We start from the raw sequence: 21,717 nt of genomic DNA, 5'->3' as shown, positions 1-21,717 counted from the left end.
AAAGAACCCTCGATGGACACCAAATCACCCGTCATGCCCGCCGCACCCGTCCAGACCTCGGCGGAAAGGGTCGCAGTGCCCATCCTAGCTGCCATCAGCGTGTCCCACCTGCTGAACGACCTCATCCAGTCCTTGCTTCCGGCGATCTACCCGATCCTGAAGGACAATTACCGCCTCGATTTCGGCCAGATCGGCCTGCTGACGCTGACGTTCCAGATGAGCGCATCGCTGCTGCAGCCGTTGGTCGGCACGTTCACGGACCGCAGGCCGCAGCCCTTCTCCCTCGTGGTCGGCATGGGCTTCACCCTGGTCGGCCTGCTGACGCTCTCGCAGGCCCATTCTTATCCGATGCTGCTTCTGGGGGCTGCGCTCGTCGGCATGGGCTCGTCGGTTTTCCACCCTGAATCCTCCCGCGTTGCCCGCATGGCCTCGGGTGGACGGCACGGGCTGGCGCAATCGGTGTTCCAGGTCGGCGGCAATGCCGGCACGGCGCTGGGGCCGCTGCTTGCGGCTTTCATCGTGGTGCCGTTCGGCCAAGGCAGCATTGCGTGGTTCTCCGCCGTGGCGCTGCTCGCGATGCTGATCCTGTCTGCGGTCGGGCGCTGGTATCGGGACAAGCTGGTTGAGCTGAAAGCGAAGCCGAAAGCGGCGCAGAAGACCTCGCCCGTGTCGCGTGGGCGCATCGCCGTGTCGATCACGATCCTGATGCTGCTGGTCTTCTCGAAGAACTTCTACATGGCCGGCCTCACCAGCTACTACACCTTCTACCTGATCGAGAAGTTCCAGCTGTCGGTGCAGGATGCGCAGGTCTACCTGTTCATCTTTCTTGGTGCGGTGGCGGCCGGCACGCTGCTTGGCGGCCCGGTCGGCGACAGGATCGGCCGGCGCTACGTGATCTGGATCTCGATCCTCGGCGTGCTGCCGTTCACGCTCCTGCTGCCCTATGCCGGCCTGTTCTGGACGGCGGTGCTGAGCGTCATCATCGGTGTCGTGCTCGCTTCCGCCTTTTCGGCGATCCTTGTCTACGCGACCGAGCTTGTGCCCGGCCGTGTCGGCATGATCGCCGGCCTGTTCTTCGGCCTGTCCTTCGGCATGGGGGGCTTGGGCGCTGCGGCCCTGGGATATCTCGCGGACGCGACGAGCATCGAGACCGTGTACAAGCTGTGCTCGTTCCTTCCGGCCATCGGGCTGCTCGCTTATTTCCTGCCGAAGATCGAGAAGGCGCGCGGTTGAGGTGAGGTGGGCCCTGCTAGAGCAGGGCTTCCCTCGCAGCGTTCTCAAGCGCCTTCATCATCATCCGATATGGTCCCGGCCCGTGGCTGATGCGGGCGACGCCGAGTTCGGCAAGACGCGCAGCCGGCGGCATGGCTGCGTTGAACATGACATTCACCGGCAGGGGAGATCCTTCAACCACGCGCGCGATCAATGTCTCATTGACGAGGCCCGGCACGAAGAAGCCATCCGCGCCGGCATCGGCATAGGCACGTCCCCGTTCGAGTGCCTCCGTGACAAGACCTTCATGCGTATCTGCCGGGGCGATGAGAAATACGTCGGTACGCGCATTGAGGAAGGCCGGAATGCCCAATTTGTCAGCTGCGTGCCGCGCTCCCTTGAGCCGCGCCGCCTGTTCGGAGACGGCGCGCAAAGGCTTGGTCTCACGCGAGCTGTCCTCGATATTGCAGCCGATGGCGCCGGACTGCACCGCGCGGGCAACGCTTGCACCGACTTCGTCGGGATTGGCACCGTAACCGCTCTCCAGGTCGATGGTCACGGGAAGATCGGTGGCCGCTATGATGCGCTCCAGATTGGCGATCGCGAGGTCGAAGGGCATATGCTCGCCGTCCTCGAAGCCATACGCCGCTGCAACGGACCAACTGCCGGTCGCGAGCGCCTTGGCACCGCTGGCTGCAACGGCTTTCGCCGTGCCTGCATCCCAGACATTGAACAGGATGATCGGGTCGCCCGGAACGTGCAGCGCCTTGAACGCCTGCGCCTTCGTGACTTGATCAGGCATCTCTAACCTCAGGTCTATGGTTGTACTGTTGCCATGCGCTGCTCGTGATTCAGCAGCCATTGCTTGCGCCAGATCTTTCCACCGTAGCCGGTCATGGATCCGTCGGCGCCGATCACCCGATGACACGGGACGATAATCGCCACCTGATTGGCGCCGTTCGCCCGTGCCACCGCACGCACTGCATTGGGGCGCTCCATCGCGTGCGCGAGTGCGCCGTAGCTGCGGGTCTGACCAACCGGAATTTGCTGCAGAGCATTCCAGACATTGGCCTCGAAAGCCGTGCCCTTCTGGACGACAGGCACGGTGAATGCCGTCAGCTGTCCTGAAAAGTATTGCTCTATCTCACCGGCAAGCCTGTCGAGCATCGGGTGATGGCCGAAGCGGATCGGCCCGACACGCTCGCGCAGTCGCTTGATCTCATTGGGAAGCGCTTTGCGCTCGGCGAATTCGAGCAGGTGAACGCCCGCATCGTCCACCACGGCCAGCATCGCGCCGATGGGGGTATCGAGCCATTGCGCCGTGAGGATCTGGTGCGCCGTCATGCGTGCCGGCGCATCGCCGATGAGCCGGCTGATGGCCTCGCGAAAGCCGCTGCCGGATTCGTAGCCGGCATCGAGCTGCGCATCCATCACCGAGCCTCCCTGCTGCAAGGTGCCGACCGCAAGCCCCAGCCGCTGCGACCGGGCATATTGCGCGAAGGTGACGCCGTATTCGCGCTGGAAGGCGCGGCGCACCGTCGAGGGATCATAGCCCAGCGCCTTCAGGTCTTCCGCGCTCCACCGTCTGTCGGGCTCCGCCTTGATCCGCTCTCTGAGCGTCTGGAGCGCCTCGCTCGCAGGCGGCTTGATGTCGAGCGGCTTGCAGCGCAGGCACGGACGAAAGCCCGCCTCCTGGGCCGAGTCTCTGCAGGCGAAGAACATTACATTCGTGCGCTTCGGCTTGCGGGCCGGGCAGGTCAGGCGGCAGAAGATGCCGGTCGTCTTCACGCCCACATAGGCGAAGCCTTCATAGGAAGGATCGCGGGCGATCAGGGCGGCAAAGAGAGTGTCGTCGTCACGAAGCAGTTGCATGACGATGTTCTAGCGCAGGAGCCGGGCCTGTGTCGCCGGAAACGAGGCGTCTATTTCTCGACTGCTGCCCTTATTGCCAGGCATAGTTGAAGCTGATGCTGATGCGCTCGGATTCCGCCTCGTTCAACGGCACCTCATGGCGCAGCCAGCTTTCCCACAGCAGCACCGTGCCGGGAGCGGGCTTCATGTAGGCGAACTGCCGATTCTCCGGCTTGGCCTTGGCCTTGCGGGGCGGGGCCGCCATCATAAAGCCGAGGCGTGGATCCTCGAGCTTGAGGGCGCTCGCTCCCTCCGGGATCGTGACGTAATAGGTGCCGCTGATCACCGAATGCGGGTGGATGTGCGAGGTGTGGATGCCGCCGGGCGGCAGGATGTTGATCCAGAGGCTGTCCATGACGAGCTTGCGGCCCTGGAGGTCGTATTCCAGCTCCTTGGCAAAGGCCGCCACATGCTTGTCGATCTCCTTCAGGAGATCGCCGAAGACCGGAACTCGCCAAGGCAGGTCGTTGAGGGACGCATAGGACGTATAGCCCGGATAGCCGTGCTTGGCGCACCAGCGCTGCCCGGCCTCGTCGTCCTCGGCGATCGACAGGGAGGCGGCCTCAAGCTCGGCATTACGCTGTTCGGCTTTAGAGCCGGCCAGCTCGGCGCGGTAGACTTTAGTGACGAAAAGCGTATCGATACTTGCCATGGTTCGGCTCTAGTACGAGGGCTGCCGTGTGTCAAAACGATTGCCCGCAAAATGATCGCCCGATCGAGGCGCATATCAGCTTTTTCCAGCGAATACCTCCCTGTGCCTTGAAGGTTCGGCGGGGGCAACACACCTTGGCCTTATGACGCTGCCTCCCTCGACAGACCTCTCGGACGATCTCCTGACCATGGCCAAGAGCCTCGACACGGAGAGCCTGTCGCGCGTCGTCGCCCTGCGGGACTGGCTCGTCACCATCGCGGCCCGCATGGAGGATGCGAACGAAGTCCTGGCCGGTTTCCTCACCCGCCTGATCGACCTGGGGTTGCCCATCGACCGGGCCGTCTCGGCCATCGAGGCGCTCCATACGGAATATGCGGGCATTGGCCGGTTCTGGACCCGGGAGGAGGGCACGGTCGTGCGCTATCTGCCGCACGGGGACCGCCGTGAAGCCGTCTACCAGGCAAGTCCCTTCGCCTATGTGAACCGCACGGGCGAATGGCTCATCCTGGACTTGGACGAGACCGCCGACGATCTCTTTGCGGTCATCCCGGAGCTGAAGGAGGCGGGCTACCGGCAATACGTCACGGTTCCGATCCTGTTCACGAATGGAGCCCAGAACGCGATCTCATTCGCAACCCGGACACCCGGCGGGTTCGGCCAGCGCGCGCTCACGATCCTGCGCATGGTGATGCCCTCCTTCGCGCTCGTCACCGAGTTGCGAGCAACCAGCAATCGCCTCGACCAGGTGTTGCGCATCTATGTGGGCGACGACCCCCACAAGGCGATCCTCTCCGGGACGATCCAGCGCGGGCAGGTCACGCGCATCCGCTCGGCCATTCTGTTCGCCGACATGCGCGACTACACGCATATCTCCTCGACGCTCAGTCCCGAGAGCGCCGTCGAGTTGCTGAACACCTATTTCGACTGCCTCGTGCCGCCCATTGAGGACGAAGGCGGCGAGGTGCTGAAATATCTGGGCGATGGTGTGCTGGCGATCGTGCGAGACAAGGGCGACGACACGGGCGGTGCGGCGCAATCGGCGCTCACAGCCGCCGTCAATGCGCTTCGCCGTATCGAGGCGGCGAACAGCGAGGGGCGCTTCCCCGTGCCGATCAGCGTGGGCTTTGCCCTGCATCATGGCGATGCTGCCTATGGCAATGTCGGTTCCGGCCAGCGACTCGACTTCACCGTGATCGGACGTGACGTGAATCTCGCAAGCCGCATCGCCGAACTGAACAAGCGGCTGGGTGAGCCGCTGCTCATGTCGAAGCCGTTCGTGGAGCACCTGTGGGGAGATCCTTCACCGCTTGGCGCCCATGCAGTGCAAGGCTTTGCCGAAGCCATTGAGGTCTACCGGCCCTGAAGCCGCTCGCGGCCGTGCGGCGCATCGAGATCCAGGACAGGCCCGGCCGGCACGATGCCGGTGGGGTTGATGGTTTCGTGGCTCTCGTAATAGTGCCCCTTGATGTGAGCCATGTTCACCGTCTCGGCGATTCTGTCCGTCTGGTAGAGGTCACGCAGGTAGCCGGAGAGATGCGGATAGTCTGCGATGCGGCGCAAGTTGCACTTGAAGTGGCCGACATAGACCGGATCGAAACGCACCAGCGTGGTGAAGAGGCGGATGTCGGCCTCGGTGAGCCTGCTGCCGCAGAGATAGCGGCGTGAGGACAGGCGCTCGTCGAGTGCATCGAGCGCCTCGAAGAGCGGGCGCACGGCCTCCTCATAAGCTGGCTGCGTTGTCGCGAAACCGGCTTTGTAAACGCCATTGTTGATATGATCGTAGATGCGCGCATTGAGGCTGTCGATCTCAGGGCGCAAATCCTCGGGATAGTAGTCGCCGGGCTTTGCCCCGATGCCGTCGAAAGCCACGTTCATCATGCGGATGATCTCGGCGGATTCGTTGCTGACGATGGTCCCGTTCGTCTTGTCCCAGAGCACCGGCACCGTCACGCGCCCCGAATAGTCGGGCTTGGCGGCGGTGTAGACCTGATGCAGGTAGCGGGAGCCATGGATGGGATCCGGGACGACGCCGGGACCGTCCTCGAAGGTCCAGCCATGGTCCAGCATGCGCCAGTGCACGACGGAGACGCCGATCATCGCCTCCAGCCCTTTGAGCCGGCGCATAATCAGGGTGCGATGCGCCCAGGGGCAGGCTAGCGACACATAGAGGTGATAGCGCCCGCTCTCGGCCTTGAACCCACCTTCGCCGGTCGGGCCGGGGGAGCCATCTGCCGTGATCCAGTGACGGAAGACAGCGTTCGTCCGCACGAAGCGGCCGCCCGTACTCGTGGTGTCGTACCACCGGTCCTGCCAGACCCCGTCGACAAGCAGCCCCATCTCTTCCTCCACCGGTCAGGATACCGAACAGATGGTCGAATTTCGCGCGGATCAAGGGCCGGTCTGGCAACAGTCCATGCGACAGCCAGGACAGGGCCGTCATGGCAGAACCGGCTTGACGGGGGATGCGATGTATTACAGGAACAGTGAAAGGGCACCCATCGTGCTCCAGAATGGCCAAGGGGCTTTCTCTTGGCCAGAAGGTGCATCCCTTCCTTGGAAGGGCCTGTAGCTCAATGGTTAGAGCCGGCCGCTCATAACGGTCTGGTTGCAGGTTCGAGTCCTGCCGGGCCCACCAATCTCTATTCCGCAAGGCGTCCTCCCGCAACATCAAGCAAATGTGGAGCGACATGGCTGACGTGTTCAGCCTTAGGGACCTTAGAAGCGAGCTTTTTCTACGCGTGTGCACCTGCTCAGTATTGGCTTCGTTCTGCCAAATCCGGGAAAGAGCCTGCCACCATCGTCGTTTGATACGGTGCTGCAATATGCATAGTTGGTGGGCCTTCCCGGGTGCTAGTCGGTCACGTCCACGCTCTAATAGGCGCTCTCCTGATCCCCAGGTGGTTTACCCAAGGGAACTTTATAAACGATATAACGTTTAAGATGCATGAGCAGGAGATTGCCATGACGAGATCATCACGGAAGCAGCGGCACAAGGCGCCTGTCGTTCCTCAACACCAATCGGTTCGTACCCAGATCCCAACGGTGGCTTCGCTTGGTATGCAGGCGCGACTGGTGCCGACGGATCTGCAACGCGAGCACGAGATGGTCCTTCTCATCACTCGTTATCAGCGCGTGTGTCGTGAATGGGATCGTCTCGTACAACAAGCCAGAGCGCTGCTCGGCTCCGAGGTCAGCCCGGACCAACTTGGGGAGCCGACTTCTCCCTGCGACCGTGCCGAGTGACAGGCAGATGCCGTTCGTCGACAGCACCGATGTGGGCACCACTGTGCGGCAGAAGTTGACACCGCATCGGAGGCTCAAGGTGTGGGAGAAGACAGGGGGGCGATGTGTGCTATGTTCCGGAAGGATCGACGGGGTGCGCGAGCGATGGATTGTCGAGCATATCCGGGCGCTTGAACTCGGGGGTTCGGACGACTTCGCCAATCTAGGACCGGCCCATCAGGCCTGTGCTGTTCAAAAGACCCGAGAGGATCACCGGCGCGCCGCACGGGCCAAGCGCCAGAAGATCCGACACATTGGGGCGGACGCGCCCAAGCGACCCTTGCCGTTTGGAAAGGCAAGCCTGTGGAAGCGAACGCTGTCCGGCAAGATCGTGCCACGCAAGTAAGACGGGAGGGACTCCGGATCCTGCCGTGGGTGGACTGCTGGCATCAGGCGGTATGTTGGCGGGGATTGGAGGGTGTCCTACGCGGTGTCATCGGGTGAGGGCACCAGCAAGTTTTCAATGCCCCAAGTCTGGGCCGTCACGCCGATTGGTGCTCGACATCATGCCTTCTCAGGCCGGCTTTCCTTTCAACCAGACTGCGAGCCGATGTGGCATATTCCTTTGGGAAAGCGCCTTTTGAGTTCACCGACTCATGCCACGCAGACGCGCTGAAAATCAGGTCGTACGCCCAATTGAACAGGAACGCATAGACAACATAGAAAAGGGCAAACACGACATCCATGAGGAAGGCATGGCGAAGGCTTATACCCAGATACCATGCCATGAGGGGCGTCAGCATGGCCAGAAGTCCGGCTTCAAACAGGACAGCCTGCAGGACGCGAACGGAGATGCTCTTTTGAGTTCCGCCGCTCAGACGCTGCAGGATAGTGTCGAAAGCTAAATTATAGGCGTACGTCCACACCGTTGCGATAATCGCACAAGCAATCCTGACCACAGTGATGTCAGCCACCAGCAGGTCAAAGGCCCACGCGCCGAGCGGCGACACCAGAGCAAGGCCGCCGAGCTCAAAGCTAATGGCGTGACGGAGGCGATCCCACAGTGAGTGCCGGCGCAGACAGTTGTGGCGTGTCAATTGGCCACCTACCTACTTCGCGGATCCTCGGGCGTCACCCGAGGAGTTCACGAAGACTGGTGCACCTCGCGGACCCAAAAGCCACAGCCAGGTGCAGTTCTATTTCTCGCCTTTAGTGCTTACAAGAAATTAACCGCAGAACACCATAGTACCTCTAGCAACATACCTTTGGGGCAGATTTCAATGAGTACTGGCAAGCGCGTAGGGCTCATTGCTGACAAGGACGCATATTTCCGTCTTGCTGCAGCTGCAATTCTCACCCGGCACTTCGGCTTCTCGGAGGTCCTGGAGGCATCGTCGCTTGACGAGGCGCTGGAGCGTCTCACTGACAATGCACCAGTAGAGATCGCCCTGTTGGACCTCTCGATGCCGGGAGCGCAAACGCCGACCAATCTGCGCTCCATACGAGAGTGTTTTCCTAACACACGTGTTGCTGCCATCTCGGCGTCGACGTTACGGCGCGATATTCTCCTCGCCCTGGAGGCGGGCGTCCATGGGTATATCGTGAGAAGCCTCCCCGTTGCTGACCTCGTGAAGGCTCTGAGCACCATTTTTGAAGGCGGGGTCTACGTGCCATCATGTCTCGCGGAGATCGCCCCTGGGCCGACCGGATTGAAAGAGCAAGCCGACGAACCGGCTCATGTTCAGCCAAGTGCTCCCCAAACCGCCTCAATGCACCTTTTGACCTCAAGACAGAGAGACGTACTCGACCTTCTCGTACAGGGTAAGTCTAACAAAGAAATAGCGCTTGCCCTCAAGCTCGGCGAAGGAACTGTGAAGATTCACATGGCGGCGATCTTTCGCTACTTTGGCGTCAGCAACCGGGCTGCGGCAGCCGTTGCAGGGGCGCGCCCTTATCCAAACCGCCCACGGGGCGTTCTTAACGAGGGGCCAGGCAAGGGGCACAGGGATGCTGTGAGACCCGCTGTCGCCGGGTTTCACCGAACGGGAGAAATTGAAGCGAGGCATGCCGCTGTCTAACCTCCAATGAGGACTTCGTCACGCAAAGGCTGGAGTTCCGGCGGTCACCCGATGTCCGACACCCCTCATTTTTGTACCTTCAGGGATAGCAGGCCTTGGCAGACAGCTGAATGGATTTCTGGATAAGCACGGCATTGAGATTGAACGTGACCGTGGCGCTCAGCAAGGATCCGCAGACTGTACTTGTTAGTGTGAAGACTGGAGCGGGACCTGGAGCGAAATAGCGACTTCTCGGCTCAGGGCAAACCAGCCTGACCGCAGCGCACCGCGCCCCTTCTTCAACTGCGTAATGCAGACTGGCCGATGTCAGTCCCAGCAGCGACACGTTGATGACAGCGACTATCAAGCTCAGCAGCGCTGGCGCAACGAGAGCGAATTCGATTGCTGTCGCTCCCTTCTCATCCTCCGTCACACGCTTCAAGAGGGGAGCCTTCATCAGAGCAGTCTCATGTAAGAGGTGCTCTGGACGGGGGTCTCGAGGAAGCGCGCCACGGTGAGGCCCGAAAACAGCGGCCTGTAGGAATAGGTGACGCTGACCTTGATATAATTTCCCGGCTGTAGATTGGGCATGGATGTTGCCGAGCAGTCGACAGGGCGGGCATCAAGCGTTCCAACAGGCTGCAGGTCGCCGGAGGGATTGAGACAGTAGTAACCCTCGGAAAGAGCACCGGATTGGAGTGAGACGGTGTTGCCGAGAGAGGTGCTTTGCACGGCCGCTGTAACGGCAGTCCCTAGTCCTGCACAAAGCTTTGTTGCTGGAAGCGTCGTCGGATCGCACGTTTTCCAAGCGGCCTGAGCGCCCATCTGGGCGGCATTTTCCACTTGCATGCGCGTATAGATGTAGTTTGCAACATCAAATATGTTCAGCACCAGGAGGCACAGGGTGCTCGCCACAAGAGCAAACTCGATCCCAGCCGCACCCCTGTGACATTCTACGAAGTCCCGGAGAGAAGCGCGACGGGATCCCATTCCGCAGATGTTCTGCTCGGCAGCGCAGATTGTCCGGAAATTTGAAAATCTGCGCTTTGGCATGCAAATACCTTACCCGACCAGGCGGCCGCGTCGATACGATGGCAGATCCAGGCCCGCGTCGATACAGTCGGACCCGTTGGACAGGATCATCCCGGTCCCGTTGACAGTCAGATTGTCGACGACAAGACTGAAGCAGGCATTGCCACTGCTGGACTTGTTGACCGCACCGCTGAAAGTGACGCTCGCGTGAGGCAGGTATACCAGTCCTGTGATATTCCAAGTCGGGCCATTGCCAGCAGACGTAATATCTACCCCGGTCGTGAGATTGGGAGCCTGGTAGATCGCCACCCCTTTCCAGGGGCCGCTCTTTGGCGCAGTAATGTCGATGCCCCCTTTGTTGGTGCCGGTGACGATATGGCTATAGCCAGGACCATTGGTCCCGGCAAAGACGACGGTGAGGTCGGTTCCCCGAAACGTATGGCCGACCGTGTCGAGTTGACCATTGTATATGACGATGACAGTGCCGCCGGGGCGGGACCCTATGGCAACATCCGCCAGAAGTTTGAGGTTTCCGCAGACAGTATAAACGCCGTCGGGTGGTATCGCCGGGACTGAGCCCCATTGCTCTCCGGGATAACTGCCGCATGGGTTTGCAGGGATGTTGGAGGCAAGGTGAGAGTATGGGTCGCCGAGCCTCGGAACCGGCCCCCTGTTCGGTGCCCGGCCGCAGCCCGATGGATCCCCCGAACTGGAGTCAGCATAATCAGCGATCTGATGGCTGCCATTGCACGTCAGATCGTTGTTGGACATGATCCCGCAATTGGTCAGATTGGACTTCGATCCACCGTTGACGACGATGTCGTCGAATTTCGCTCCATCGTTTCCCAGAGCGAGGACGCAGTAGGCTCGCGGGGTGGGTATCCTCAGGGCGAGGGATTGTGCCTGCAGCGAGGTCTGGCGTGCGCTGCTGGACTTGCCATCCTTGACGATTTCGACCGTCACGTTGCCCCTGTAGCCGACAAGGTGTGAGAGAATAAGCGGGACTGAGCGGGTGATCGTCACGCCGTAGCAGTTCGATCCGCCAGCCGGGCAGGGCGCCTTGTCCGTGAGTGTGACGGATGTACCGTTCACGCCATTGACGAAGCCGTATGTGGCTGCCACAGCGAGCCCTTCGGCCGCGTAGGTGGCGCTCCCATTGGTTGCGGCGGCAATGGCCGCGGAATCGGCCGCGTTCTGCAAGGCGCGCTGGACGCGGTACCAATGGGAAACCTCAATTCCCAGACCCGCGGCGCCGAGCAAGGTCGGGAATGCCAAAGCGGTGACGATCGCCACATTGCCTCGCATGTCGAGAGCGAAGGCTCTGAATGTGCCAGCAATGGTCAGTGCCGCCCGGCGAAGGCTGAAGCGCAGAACGGCGACGGCTCGGCTGAACCTCATCTCTCACGCTCCTAGTTGATGCTCGTGACCTGAATGTACGCAGGCGTAAGGATGACGCCAAAGAGCACGGGCAGGAAGAATACGATCATCGGCACGGTGAGCTTTGGCGGAAGCGATGCTGCCTTCTTCTCAGCTTCGCTCATGCGCATGTCCCGGTTTTCCTGCGCCAGTACACGCAGCGACTGGCTCAAGGGAGTGCCGTACTTTTCTGACTGGATCAGACTCGTGACGACACTTTTAACGCAGTCGAGACCAGTGCGTTCTCCGAGGTTTTCATAGGCTTTGCGGCGATCCTGGAGATACGACAGTTCGGCAGTGGTAAGACTGATTTCCTCGGCAAGCTCCGGGCATTGGGATCCGATTTCTTCCGAGACTTTTCTGAAGGCGCTTTCTATCCCCATCCCGCACTCGATACAGATCAGAAGTAGGTCGAGGGTGTCTGGCCAAGCCTTGCGGATCGCGGACTGGCGTTTCGTGATCCTGTTCTTGAGATAAAGGAGCGGCATAAAGTATCCCAGCCAGGCTGCCGCCAGCACCAGGATGATCTTGACCAGCAGGGGGTGCTGCAGATCAAGAACAATGAAGATGTAGAAGGCCGCTAGGACGAGCATGGCGACGGGCGCGAGCATCCGAGCTGCCAGGAAGGTCACGATAGCACCATAGCCTCGGTGACCGGCCATGCGGAGCACCCGCACCAGCTCCCCGCTTTCGGCCTCCTTCGCAAGGTTGAATTTCTCGACAATGCTCGCAAAAAATTTCCTGGGCTCATGCTTGAGCCTGAGCGTCCCGAGTTGGCTGTTGAGCCTGCTTCGCTCTCGCACCCTGATCCCCTCACGCTCGCTGTTGACCTGCGCCATCCGAGCGCTGAGCTGATCCTTCGCGATGTAGGGCCAAGCCACCAGCAAGGCAGCTGAAAAGACCGAGAGGGCTGCGGAACAGGCGATCAGCACATCCGTGTTGCCGATCAAGGTGCGTATATCCATGGCGAAGCTTAGATCTCGAAGTTGATCATCTTGCGCATCACGAGCATTCCAATTCCCATCCAGAATGCGCTTGCGGCAAGGACAATCTTTCCCAGGAAAGTCGTGAACAAGAGGATGATATAATCCGGCGACGTGAGATAGAGCAGGACGGCGACAACGATCGGGAGAGAGCCGATGATGGCGGCAGAGGATTTCGCCTCGGAGCTGACCGCTCTGATCTTTGCCTGCATCTTCTTCCGTTCCCGCAGAACCTTCGAGAGGTTCGTCAGAGTTTCCGACAAGCTGCCGCCTGTGCGACTCTGCAGGGCGATGACAATTGCGAAGAAACCCGTCTCCGGCAAAGGAACCCGATCCGGGAGGCGCTGGACTGCTTGATCCATCGGCATTCCCATAGTCTGATCCTCTAGGATCACCCTGAACTCGCTGCGCACAGGCTCCTGCGCCTCGACAGAGATGATCTTGAGACAGTCGACGAGAGGCAGGCCGGATTTCACGCCGCGGACGATGACATCCACCGCATTCGGGAACTCTGCAGCAAATCTCTTGAGACGGAACTTACGCTGAGTATCGACGTAGACGTGCGGCAACAGAAGGCCGCCCGCGGCTGCGAACCCGAGGGCTGGAAACAGGCTTATGCCCAGTCCTCCGAGCAGAGCGACGAGAGTTGTCAATCCCGTGGCCGCACAGATGCCGTAATAGGCATTCCTGCTCCATTTCAAGCCGGCTTGGCGCATTCGCCCGGTGAGAGTCGGTTTGGCTCCCTGCTTGACCTTCTGTTTGTCCTCAAGCTCACGCAGAGTCGCCTCGATCATGCGCTTTCGCTTGCTCTCGTCGGGATAGACGCGCCGTTCGGCAGAACCATCGGGTGCGGTGATGGCCTGAAGGCGCCTCGAAGCGTTCGGCTTCCCAATGAGCCGGGATGGCACGAGGCACAGAACAGCCCCGCCGACGCTGAGTGCGGACAGCAGTGCTATGACCATCGGAAGGGTTTCAGGTGCCAGCATGCTCCACTCCCTCATTCCTCCTAAAGGACAGACTGCTCTGCTGCATCGAGTGCGGCTGCGAGGCGCTTTTCCTCCCCGAAGTACCGGGCACGATCCCAAAACCGCGGACGGCCCACTCCCGTGGAGCGATGCTTGCCCAGGATGTTCCCTTGTGCATCCTCGCCCATCATGTCGTAGACGAAGAGATCCTGGGTGATGATCACGTCGCCTTCCAAGCCGAGAACTTCAGTGATGTGCGTGATGCGGCGCGAGCCATCCCGCAGGCGGGCAGCCTGGACGATCACGTCGACGGAGGAGGTGATCATTTCCCGAATTGTCTTCGAAGGGAGCGAGTATCCGCCCATGGTGATCATCGATTCCATGCGGCTCAAAGCCTCCCGTGGCGAGTTCGCATGCAGGGTTCCCATGGAGCCGTCATGACCCGTGTTCATGGCCTGCAGGAGATCGAAAGCTTCGGCGCCACGGACCTCGCCCACAATGATGCGTTCTGGCCGCATGCGAAGGCAATTCCTGACAAGATCGCGCATAGTGACTTGGCCCTCGCCTTCGATGTTGGGCGGACGGGTCTCAAGTCGTACGACGTGCGGCTGCTGCAACTGGAGTTCGGCTGCGTCCTCACAGGTGACAATTCTTTCCCCCGCCTCGATGTAGCGCGTCAGGCAGTTGAGCAATGTCGTCTTTCCTGAGCCGGTGCCTCCCGATACGATGACATTGCAGCGTACACGCCCGATAATCTGAAGAACTTCCGCACCTTCCTGCGTAATGGTGCCGAACCTGACCAGCTGGTCGAGCGTCAGCTTGTCCTTCTTGAATTTTCTGATTGTCAGTGTGGGTCCATCGATGGCCAGCGGAGGGGCAATGACGTTGACGCGGGATCCATCGGCCAAGCGTGCGTCGCAGATCGGACTTGATTCATCGACCCGGCGGCCAACTTGACTCACGATCCTCTGACAAAGATGGAGCAACTGCGCGTTGTCGCGGAAGCGGATGTCTGTTTTCTGAACCCTTCCCCCGACCTCGATATAGACGGTGTCGGCGCCATTCACCATGATGTCGGCAATGTCGTCGCGCGCCAGCAGAGGTTCGAGAGGGCCATATCCGAGAACGTCGTTGCAGATATCCTGGAGCAGTGCGTCCTGCTCGGCGATGGACATCACGACCTTCTTGGCCGTGACGATATCCTTGACGATGTCTTCGATCGCCTCGCGAGACTCCTGAGCACCCATCTTGGCCAACTGGGACACGTCGATCGCTTCGATCAGTGCGGCAAAGACCTGAGTTTTCAATGCGTAATACTGCTCGTCCTTCCGCGCCGCCGGCTGACCAGCGGGGGCAGACTGAGCAGGGGGGGCGCTGGTTAAGCGCCCCTTCGTGTCCACGTTAACGATCGCCAGATCGGCCATGACCGCCAAGGCGCTCTCTGGTTTATCGGGCCAAGCCGTAGCATGAGCGACCTTCAGGCTCTTTAGCCGCTCGTCTGCTCCCCTCTTGCCGAACATCCCAGTTCCTCGATGTATGATCATCCATGCGCGACTTGCGCCACTTGCAAATCTTTCAGCTTCGGCGACAAGTACCAGAGTTTGGATGATCCTTGCCTTGCGATTGTATGGGGGCGGCTCTCGTCGAACCATTCAGCCGGATGGCCTAGAACGCCTCCGCTCCCGTCTTCTCTAATCAGCCTAATTGCTTGAGGGGGAAATTTAACGGATTCAAAGCAGGATGTGAGCGCTCCGGGAGTACAGGATGCCGACGACTATCCAGATTATCCCTGTTCCGATTGCTGCATTCCTGCTTACCTGCTTCACAGGGCAGGTGATGGCGGATGAGATGCGGCGCGCAGAGGGGCGAGGGACGGAGGAAGTCGCCTGGGTCAAGGATGGCACCGTCACGACAGTCGGGGTGAAGATCGACTTTGCCAGAGTCTTGGCATTCGCAGAGCCTGCACGGACGATCATCATCGGCAATCCAGGTATTGTCGATGGAACGTTGAATGACGATCACACGATCGTACTGACGGGGAAGGCTGTGGGCGTGACCAATCTCATTGTTTTGGGAGAGGGTGGGCGTGAGGTTCTCAGCGCCACTGTCAGCGTCACCCCGAGCAGCTACCAGACCACCACCTTCTATTCCGGAGCGGCGGTTAGGACATTTTCGTGCGCAGGCTCATGCAAGCCCGTGCTTTCGGTCGGAGATGAGGGCCCACATTTCAATGCTGCGCGCGAGCAAATCAAGGAGCGGCAGGATCTCCTTGGCTTAGGGGCAGCCCCCCGATAGCGTTACCGGCGAGATCGCTGCATTGTTTCAGGACGCATCAGGTCCTCAGCCTCTCGAAAAGTGCCCCCAGGCTGAAGCGCGTCCTCTTGCTGCCCTTTATGGGATGCCGTGACGTTAGCATCTCCGCAAGCCCGGCGAATGACTTTGCGGCTGCGGCTCTGGGTGACACTTCAGCGACCATCTGGCCGTTATTGGCGGCCGTTCCAAACAAATGCGCGTCGAATGGAATGCATGCATCCGGTTCGAGTTGCACCGCCTCAGCAAAAGCTTTTGGCTTGATTTCAGGTCGTTTCGGCATTCCCACCTGATTCAGAACGATCTTGGGAGGCGGATCGCTCGGGCGTGCCCGCTTCAGGGAGTCGATGATGGTCTTGGTGACTTTGAGACTGGCGAGATCGGGTGTTGCCGTGATGATGACCTCATCGACCAGGTTGAGGGTATTCTTCGTCCAGGCTGTCCACTGCCGTGGCATGTCCAGAACCAGGAACGGCACGCTGCCTTGGGCTACCTCAATCAATCTTGCGACGGTACCTTCGTCCAGATCGTAGGAGCGATCAAGCGTCGCGGGCGCGGCGAGCAGGCTCAGATGATCACCGCATTGCGTCAGCAGCCGATCCAGCAGGACCTCGTCGATGCGCCGTGGATCCTGAAGGGCCTCGGCGATGCCCGGCCCGCCATCGACATCGAAGTCGAGGGCAGCTGTTCCAAATGGAAGATCCATGTCGGCTATGATGACATCCAGGTTGGATCTCCGGGCCATGGACCAGGCCACATTGTGAGCGACCGTGGATGATCCGCTTCCTCCTTTAGCGCCGATGAAGGCATAGACTTGTCCGAGCTTGCTTGACGTTGTCTTGCCGTAGAGCTCACTGACCGCCGCGACCACGGCATTGGGCTGAACCGGAGCAAGGATGTACTCACTGACTCCGCGCGTCATGATCTCTCGGTAGAACGCAATGTCGTTGGTGTACCCAACGGCCATCACCCTGGTACCTGCGTCACAGACTTCCGCAAGTCTGTCGAGTTCAAAACAAAATTCCGCCTCTGCCGATCGGCTCTCCACGAGGATCAGGTTAGGCGTTGGAGCCTCCCGGTAGAATGCAGTAGCCGCAGCAATGCCTCCTAGCTGCACAGATGTGTGGGCGCGCGACATCCGGCGGTCCGCTGCAGCGAGCTCCATAGCTGCGGCAACATCGGGACTTTCGCAAAAGGCATGGATTGTGACACGAGGAATGCGGCAGAGGTTGTCTGCAATTTTAGGGAAGGGATGAGTGGCCTGCGACCGGGGTTCATTGGGTTGGACGGCAGCACGGGCGTGGATGTCCGAGTATGTGTTCAGCGGGCCGGAGGGAAGCGCTGCCAACGGGTTCAAAGTCATATCCGACATTTCGAGCTCATACTCTTACGGTGCTCTTCCAAAGGTTGGTGCAGCCTACTGTGTCCGAACAAGTTCACTGCGCCCTGCGCGCAGTATTCTCACGATGGCGCTGCCTTCATGCTTCGCCGCGGATGCTTCGCCAATGTCGATCGCGGAGCGGAGTGCAAGGGATAAGGCACCGGTCGCCTGCCCAGATGCGACCGTTTCGGCTTGAGCAGGGCTCAGTTCGAGGGTGACGGTCTTGCCGACGACGGCAGCGTCGCTCTTTGTTTCATCGGCTTTTTGGTCCACTGCCAGGACGCGGATGTTGGTGAGGAGTGTGCGGGAAAGGTTTTCGCTTTGGTTGCCGGCCTGTCGTGTGAGCGTCTGGAGCACATCAACCCGATCGTTGGGCAGGATGAAGCCGCCAGCTGTGCTTTCCGCCGACACTCGGATCGCCACAGCGCGTTTGCCCGCTGGAAGGAGGGCAGCCAGCAGCCCGGATGATCCGCGGACCAGCTTCTCCTCACGGATGGGTTCGCCTGCTCCGAGGTAATTGCGTACGACTGCTCCCTTGAACTCTGTCAATGCCTCTGGCTTGGTCTTTCGGTCGATGGAGCCTGGAGGAACCGAGTTCTGTGGCCAACTCTGCCAGCGAAGATTTCCGTCGTTGATCGTATAGCCCTGCGGGAGGTCGATCGAGGCGACCAGGACATCCTCCATGGGGATTGTTGGGGGCAGCGTCACCGCCGCCGGCATGGCAACTTCCGGTGCTTGCATCGAGAGCGCGAGCCACCCGGCAAGTCCTCCGGAACCGACGGCAATCATGAGTATGACGATACGGAGCATGCCACTGTGCCTTGTCGCGGATCATGGGCTGATAGGGTCAAGGCAGCTACGCCTTTCAGAAGATGAGGTTCGACCAAGGCGTGCTCGGAAACACGAAGAGTGCCGCAGCGGCAATCGCCACCCCGTACGGAACACCGGTTTTCCTGTCGTGCAGTCGCGTCACCCAATCTATGTTGAGACAGAACGCAGGGAGCAGCATTGCGCGAAATTGAAGAATGGCGAGTGTCAGGACGCCGCCGAAAAGCGCGGAGCAGATCAGATAGACGGGGGCGTAATCCGCACCCAACCATAAGGCGACCACGGGAGCCAGTTTGGCATCGCCGCCTCCGATCCACCCAAACGCGAAGAAGGTGAATGTGCAGACCAGCACAGCGCCGGCAACGGCAGCGCTCAGCCCGATCTCTGTCAGCGACCAGCCGGCGAGCGGAGCCAGGAGCGCATAAAGCCCAAACAGGATAAGAACGAGGCTGTTGCGGATCTTCATGGTGACCAGATCCATCGCCCCCGCCCACGAAACAGCCACGATGAAGCTTGCGCTGGCGGCGAGTGCCGCGATGGCAGAGACCGTCATTGTTGCCCCGTAACCTTCAGTAGAGGATTGCCGCTGTTGACACCAAGAGGCGGCGGAAGAGAGTTGCTCTCTTCCGCTTCGGTGTTGATGCCTCGTGGGGCACTAGGACCCTGAGGCCCCTGTGGCTGCAGTCACCTGCTTCGAGACCTCCCCGAACATGTTCGTGAGCATAATGTCAACGGTCTTACCGTCTCCGAAGATTCCAACGACGACGACGGCAAGCCCTGCAGCGATAAGGCCGTATTCGATAGCGGTTGCACCGGACTCGTCTTTGACGAAACGCGAGATAAGTGACTTCATGGTGTTGTTCCTCGACCTGGTTGCCTGGTTTGCTGGCCCGGGTAGGTCAGCGTCCCCACAAGCTCCCGTTCGGATCATGCTGAGACCTGAACCCTGCGCTTGTGTTGTCCCATTTAAGAATTCTTTCGGCAGTCCGGTCTATTCAGCTTGATAGCCTAGAGCATTAACCAGACCATGCTCGGCTAAATGGCCTAGCCGGCAAGCCCACAGGGCGACTGCTTTGCCCTGCGCACAAATCCACCAGTCGACAATCAGGTTAAGCCTGGCGGTCCAAAGAGGTATCCGGCTTCTTCGATGTCCGTTCGCGTGGTGCCGGTCCTGACCACCCTGAGGGCCAGGCTCCTTCGATCAATCCAAACTATCCCTGCTTCGAACCGATGCGGTTGGCGTTGTCTCTCAACAACTCCAAGTTGTTGTTGACCGTCAGGTTGGCTGGATCGAGTTCTTGCGCCCTGAGGAAGTTGCTGCGCGCCTTTGCGACATCCCCTCGAAGCAGATAGGAATAGCCTACGTTGTTGTAGTACTCGGGTCGATCCGCCATGAAGCGCGAGGCCTCGGTGTAGGCTCGATCCGCAAGGTCAAAGCGCCGAACCCGGTCGTAGGACGCTGCGAGACCGAGCCATGCCTCCGGATTGTTCGGCATGACCTCCACAGCCCGTTCATAATAGCGTGCTGCGCTGCCATAGTTGCGCTCGGTAAAATGTACCTTCGCGACCGTCAGCACCTGATCGTCCGGGTAGGGTTCTACTGATGCCGGAAGATCGGGTCCTGCAACGCTGTTGCCGAAACTGGAAAGGCTGAAATCCTGGGTGCTGTTGCAACCTGTAAGTAGAACGGCTGTGATCATCAGCAGACAAAGCCGCCATGCGCGTTTGAATTCCAGCATCTTTTGCCCCTGTGCCTAGTTCTTATGAGTTCTTGTCCGGAACAGCGTTTGTTCGTGCCGCAACAGAATAAATTTCCAGGCAAGTCGTATTAGACGCGAAATTTCTTTACGCTACGTTAACCATACCGCCTCACATCTGATGAGGTCTAGACCACGGGGTCGCAGCGGCCCGCGTTTTGGATCGACGTAAGGCAACAGATCAACCGCATGAGCCGGATCCTCCCATGACGAAGAAATATTGTCGGCCTCCCCGGTGGAGAGGTGGTGTGATCTGGTCCGCCCTCGGCCTCGCTCTCGCGGTGGCTGCCGCCAATCTCTTAACGGTGGTTCCCACACTGGCGCAGGAGCGGCTCCTGCGATTCAGCAACGGCCGCACGTTGTCGGGCGTCAACGTGGCAAAGGGGCAATTCCTCACGGCGAAAACGACGGCGGACATCACCAAAGTCATTGTCGGCGACCCGGATGTTGCAACAGCCGTTCCACTGACCGGGCGCAGCTTCTATGTGCTGGGAAAGGCCGAAGGGCGCACCAACATCGCGGTCTATGCGCCGGATGAATCGCTTCTCGGTACTGTGAGCGTCGAGGTGGGCGCCGATATGCCGGACCTTGAGGTTTCGCTTCAGCAGGCTCTGCCGCAGGCGAATGTTAGGGTCGAAACCATCAACGGGAGGCTGCGTCTGAGCGGCACCGTTCCCGATGCGATCTCCCTTCGAAAAGCGCTGGAAATTGCCGAGCAGTATGGCGCTGACGGCGTCATCAATGCCCTGCGGGTCAGCGGCGGGCAGCAGGTCATGCTCGAGGTTCGCTTCATCGAAGCCAACCGCAACGCCGGACGCGAGCTGGGCGTGAGCTGGTATGCCAGGCGCGAGGGCGGGTCGCGGGGAGGCGGATTTACCTCAGGAGGCGTAAGTTCGGACTCGACGCCGGGCCTCATTCGCTTCAACCCTTCCCTTCCAAGCGGAAACCAGCCGTTCGGTACCTTGGTGGCGCAGGTGCTGGGGGGCGGCATCAGCGCTGACATTCTCGTTCAGGCATTGGAAGAAAAGGGTTTGGCGCGCCGACTGGCCGAGCCGAACCTGATTGCCCTGTCTGGCGAAAAGGCCAGCTTTCTCGCTGGAGGCGAGGTCCCGATCCCAGTTGCCTCCGACGAGAACAGGGTCACTGTCCAATATAAGGAATATGGGGTTCGCTTAAACTTTACCCCGACGGTTCTCGATAATGGTCTGATCAATCTGAAGCTTGAGCCGGAGGTCAGCCAGGTCGACGAGTCCGTCCGGATCAACACTGGGCTCATCTCCATTCCGTCGTTCATTACCCGCCGCGCCAGCACCATGATTGAGGTGAGGGATGGCCAGAGCTTTGCGATGGCGGGACTGCTTCAGAGCACCCACACGAAGAACCAGGATCAGATTCCGTGGCTTGGACAAGTACCTATCCTTGGTGCGCTTTTCCGATCGTCGTCTTTCCAGGAGCAGGAAACGGATCTCGTGATCATCGTCACACCCCACTTGGTGAGACCATCTAAGCCAGGGCAGCCGCTCAAGACCCCGTTGGACTCGAGCAAACCAGCGAACGACGTGGAATTTTTTCTTTTCGGCAAGCTGGAGGTCGATAGCGATACGAAGCGACGTTTTGCCGACGGAACGGGTATTATCGGTCCCTATGGGCACATCGTCGAAGTGCAGCCGGAAAAACGCAATGCTAAGAAAAAAATTGTCAAGTAGCCGGCACTGGTTTGCAGCGGCCGTTGCTGGACTTTCTCTGGCTGCACTCAGCGGGTGCGTCGACTATGCGAAACGGCGGGACACCCTGACTCTATCAGCTGGTGAGGCGCAGGCATGGAACAGAGCCGTTCATGTGGCGGATCCTTGGCCACTATCCGCAGGGAATACCTATATCGATGGTGACGGGCAGCGTGTTTCACGCGTCATTGAAGACTATCGGAAGGGATCTGGGAGCGCTCCCTCGCCTCCTCGAGCTGGGGTTCCTCCGGAAAATGCCGCCGACAC

The 21,717-nt window shown here is 59.9% G+C and carries 22 protein-coding genes, 1 tRNA gene and 1 pseudogene; 8 read left to right on the top strand and 16 right to left on the bottom strand.

Translation table 11 applies throughout. From position 1 onward, the window contains the following. The first annotated feature begins 12 nt into the window (after window positions 1-12). On the top strand, window positions 13-1,233 hold the full coding sequence (locus IC232_RS07465) for an MFS transporter (RefSeq protein WP_190844290.1): 1,221 nt from the start codon (window positions 13-15) through the stop codon (window positions 1,231-1,233). A 16-nt stretch (window positions 1,234-1,249) separates the two neighbouring features. Here IC232_RS07465 and IC232_RS07460 read toward each other — a convergent pair whose 3' ends face one another. From IC232_RS07460 to IC232_RS07450, 3 genes are all read right to left on the bottom strand, one after another. After that, on the bottom strand, window positions 1,250-2,014 hold the full coding sequence (locus tag IC232_RS07460) for an isocitrate lyase/phosphoenolpyruvate mutase family protein (RefSeq protein ID WP_190844289.1): 765 nt from the start codon (window positions 2,012-2,014) through the stop codon (window positions 1,250-1,252). A gap of 14 nt (window positions 2,015-2,028) precedes the next feature. Beyond that, window positions 2,029-3,084, bottom strand: coding sequence for a bifunctional transcriptional activator/DNA repair enzyme AdaA (locus IC232_RS07455; RefSeq protein WP_190844288.1), 1,056 nt, complete (start codon window positions 3,082-3,084; stop codon window positions 2,029-2,031). A 70-nt stretch (window positions 3,085-3,154) separates the two neighbouring features. Beyond that, window positions 3,155-3,775 (bottom strand): TIGR02466 family protein, encoded by a 621-nt coding sequence (locus tag IC232_RS07450; RefSeq protein ID WP_190844287.1) that lies wholly within the window; start codon window positions 3,773-3,775, stop codon window positions 3,155-3,157. 142 nt (window positions 3,776-3,917) lie between these two features. Here IC232_RS07450 and IC232_RS07445 point away from each other — a divergent pair, with 142 nt between their 5' ends. Then, on the top strand, window positions 3,918-5,138 hold the full coding sequence (locus IC232_RS07445; RefSeq protein WP_190844286.1) for an adenylate/guanylate cyclase domain-containing protein: 1,221 nt from the start codon (window positions 3,918-3,920) through the stop codon (window positions 5,136-5,138). Here the strand turns inward: IC232_RS07445 and IC232_RS07440 are convergent. After that, a complete protein-coding gene (locus IC232_RS07440) occupies window positions 5,126-6,112 on the bottom strand; it encodes a glutathione S-transferase family protein (RefSeq protein ID WP_190844285.1) in 987 nt (328 codons plus the stop codon). The two genes, IC232_RS07445 and IC232_RS07440, sit on opposite strands and share 13 nt — an antisense overlap. 222 nt (window positions 6,113-6,334) lie before the next feature. Here IC232_RS07440 and IC232_RS07435 point away from each other — a divergent pair. The 3 genes from IC232_RS07435 (at window position 6,335) to IC232_RS07425 (ending at window position 7,403) form a co-directional block, all read left to right on the top strand. Continuing rightward, a tRNA-Ile gene (locus IC232_RS07435) sits at window positions 6,335-6,410 on the top strand. A gap of 326 nt (window positions 6,411-6,736) precedes the next feature. Continuing rightward, window positions 6,737-7,018 (top strand): hypothetical protein, encoded by a 282-nt coding sequence (locus IC232_RS07430; RefSeq protein ID WP_190844284.1) that lies wholly within the window; start codon window positions 6,737-6,739, stop codon window positions 7,016-7,018. Window positions 7,019-7,025: 7 nt separating this feature from the next. Further along, window positions 7,026-7,403 carry an HNH endonuclease gene (locus IC232_RS07425; protein ID WP_190844283.1) on the top strand — a complete coding sequence of 126 codons (378 nt, stop codon included), beginning with the start codon at window positions 7,026-7,028 and terminating at the stop codon, window positions 7,401-7,403. A 253-nt stretch (window positions 7,404-7,656) separates the two neighbouring features. On the opposite strand, the pseudogene IC232_RS07420 reads toward IC232_RS07425, so the two are convergent. Next, window positions 7,657-8,076, bottom strand: a pseudogene (locus tag IC232_RS07420) (PACE efflux transporter); the annotation flags it as partial. Between the two features lie 201 nt (window positions 8,077-8,277). Between IC232_RS07420 and IC232_RS07415 the strand changes: the two are divergent. Continuing rightward, window positions 8,278-9,075 carry a LuxR C-terminal-related transcriptional regulator gene (locus IC232_RS07415; protein ID WP_190844282.1) on the top strand — a complete coding sequence of 266 codons (798 nt, stop codon included), beginning with the start codon at window positions 8,278-8,280 and terminating at the stop codon, window positions 9,073-9,075. Window positions 9,076-9,154: 79 nt separating this feature from the next. Here IC232_RS07415 and IC232_RS07410 read toward each other — a convergent pair whose 3' ends face one another. The 6 genes from IC232_RS07410 to IC232_RS07385 all read right to left on the bottom strand — a co-directional run bounded on the left by IC232_RS07410 (window position 9,155) and on the right by IC232_RS07385 (window position 14,970). Beyond that, window positions 9,155-9,511, bottom strand: coding sequence for a TadE/TadG family type IV pilus assembly protein (locus IC232_RS07410; RefSeq protein ID WP_190844281.1), 357 nt, complete (start codon window positions 9,509-9,511; stop codon window positions 9,155-9,157). Continuing rightward, window positions 9,511-10,044: a TadE/TadG family type IV pilus assembly protein gene (locus IC232_RS07405; RefSeq protein WP_246812096.1), complete on the bottom strand. Its 534-nt coding sequence runs from the start codon at window positions 10,042-10,044 to the stop codon at window positions 9,511-9,513. Before IC232_RS07405 ends, IC232_RS07410 begins: the two co-directional genes overlap by 1 nt. A 72-nt stretch (window positions 10,045-10,116) precedes the next feature. After that, window positions 10,117-11,484, bottom strand: a complete 1,368-nt coding sequence (locus IC232_RS07400) for a TadE/TadG family type IV pilus assembly protein (protein WP_190844279.1) — start codon at window positions 11,482-11,484, stop codon at window positions 10,117-10,119. An 11-nt stretch (window positions 11,485-11,495) separates the two neighbouring features. Then, window positions 11,496-12,467 carry a type II secretion system F family protein gene (locus IC232_RS07395; protein WP_190844278.1) on the bottom strand — a complete coding sequence of 324 codons (972 nt, stop codon included), beginning with the start codon at window positions 12,465-12,467 and terminating at the stop codon, window positions 11,496-11,498. A gap of 8 nt (window positions 12,468-12,475) precedes the next feature. Next, complete coding sequence (locus tag IC232_RS07390) at window positions 12,476-13,471, bottom strand: type II secretion system F family protein (protein WP_190844277.1); 996 nt, start codon at window positions 13,469-13,471, stop codon at window positions 12,476-12,478. 20 nt (window positions 13,472-13,491) lie between these two features. Next, window positions 13,492-14,970: a CpaF family protein gene (locus tag IC232_RS07385; protein ID WP_190844276.1), complete on the bottom strand. Its 1,479-nt coding sequence runs from the start codon at window positions 14,968-14,970 to the stop codon at window positions 13,492-13,494. Window positions 14,971-15,214: 244 nt separating this feature from the next. Here IC232_RS07385 and IC232_RS07380 point away from each other — a divergent pair, with 244 nt between their 5' ends. Continuing rightward, window positions 15,215-15,745, top strand: coding sequence for a pilus assembly protein N-terminal domain-containing protein (locus IC232_RS07380; protein ID WP_190844275.1), 531 nt, complete (start codon window positions 15,215-15,217; stop codon window positions 15,743-15,745). Between the two features lie 37 nt (window positions 15,746-15,782). Here IC232_RS07380 and IC232_RS07375 read toward each other — a convergent pair whose 3' ends face one another. The 5 genes from IC232_RS07375 to IC232_RS07355 form a co-directional block, all read right to left on the bottom strand. Then, a complete protein-coding gene (locus IC232_RS07375) occupies window positions 15,783-16,727 on the bottom strand; it encodes a CpaE family protein (RefSeq protein WP_190844274.1) in 945 nt (314 codons plus the stop codon). 450 nt (window positions 16,728-17,177) lie between these two features. Next, a complete protein-coding gene (gene cpaB / locus IC232_RS07370; RefSeq protein ID WP_190844273.1) occupies window positions 17,178-17,951 on the bottom strand; it encodes a Flp pilus assembly protein CpaB in 774 nt (257 codons plus the stop codon). A 55-nt stretch (window positions 17,952-18,006) separates the two neighbouring features. Continuing rightward, window positions 18,007-18,522 (bottom strand): prepilin peptidase, encoded by a 516-nt coding sequence (locus tag IC232_RS07365; protein WP_190844272.1) that lies wholly within the window; start codon window positions 18,520-18,522, stop codon window positions 18,007-18,009. A gap of 102 nt (window positions 18,523-18,624) precedes the next feature. Then, window positions 18,625-18,822, bottom strand: a complete 198-nt coding sequence (locus IC232_RS07360) for a Flp family type IVb pilin (RefSeq protein WP_190844271.1) — start codon at window positions 18,820-18,822, stop codon at window positions 18,625-18,627. A gap of 358 nt (window positions 18,823-19,180) precedes the next feature. Beyond that, window positions 19,181-19,708 (bottom strand): tetratricopeptide repeat protein, encoded by a 528-nt coding sequence (locus IC232_RS07355; RefSeq protein ID WP_190844270.1) that lies wholly within the window; start codon window positions 19,706-19,708, stop codon window positions 19,181-19,183. A gap of 299 nt (window positions 19,709-20,007) precedes the next feature. Here IC232_RS07355 and IC232_RS07350 point away from each other — a divergent pair, with 299 nt between their 5' ends. Continuing rightward, window positions 20,008-21,432 carry a type II and III secretion system protein family protein gene (locus IC232_RS07350; RefSeq protein WP_190844269.1) on the top strand — a complete coding sequence of 475 codons (1,425 nt, stop codon included), beginning with the start codon at window positions 20,008-20,010 and terminating at the stop codon, window positions 21,430-21,432. Window positions 21,433-21,717: the final 285 nt, after the last annotated feature.

It is taken from the genome of Microvirga sp., assembly GCF_014699075.1.
In the GTDB taxonomy this organism is placed as follows: Bacteria; Pseudomonadota; Alphaproteobacteria; order Rhizobiales; family Beijerinckiaceae; genus Microvirga.
The sequence above is the reverse complement of the archived record's forward strand: the minus strand, read 5'-3'. Positions and strand labels throughout refer to the sequence as shown.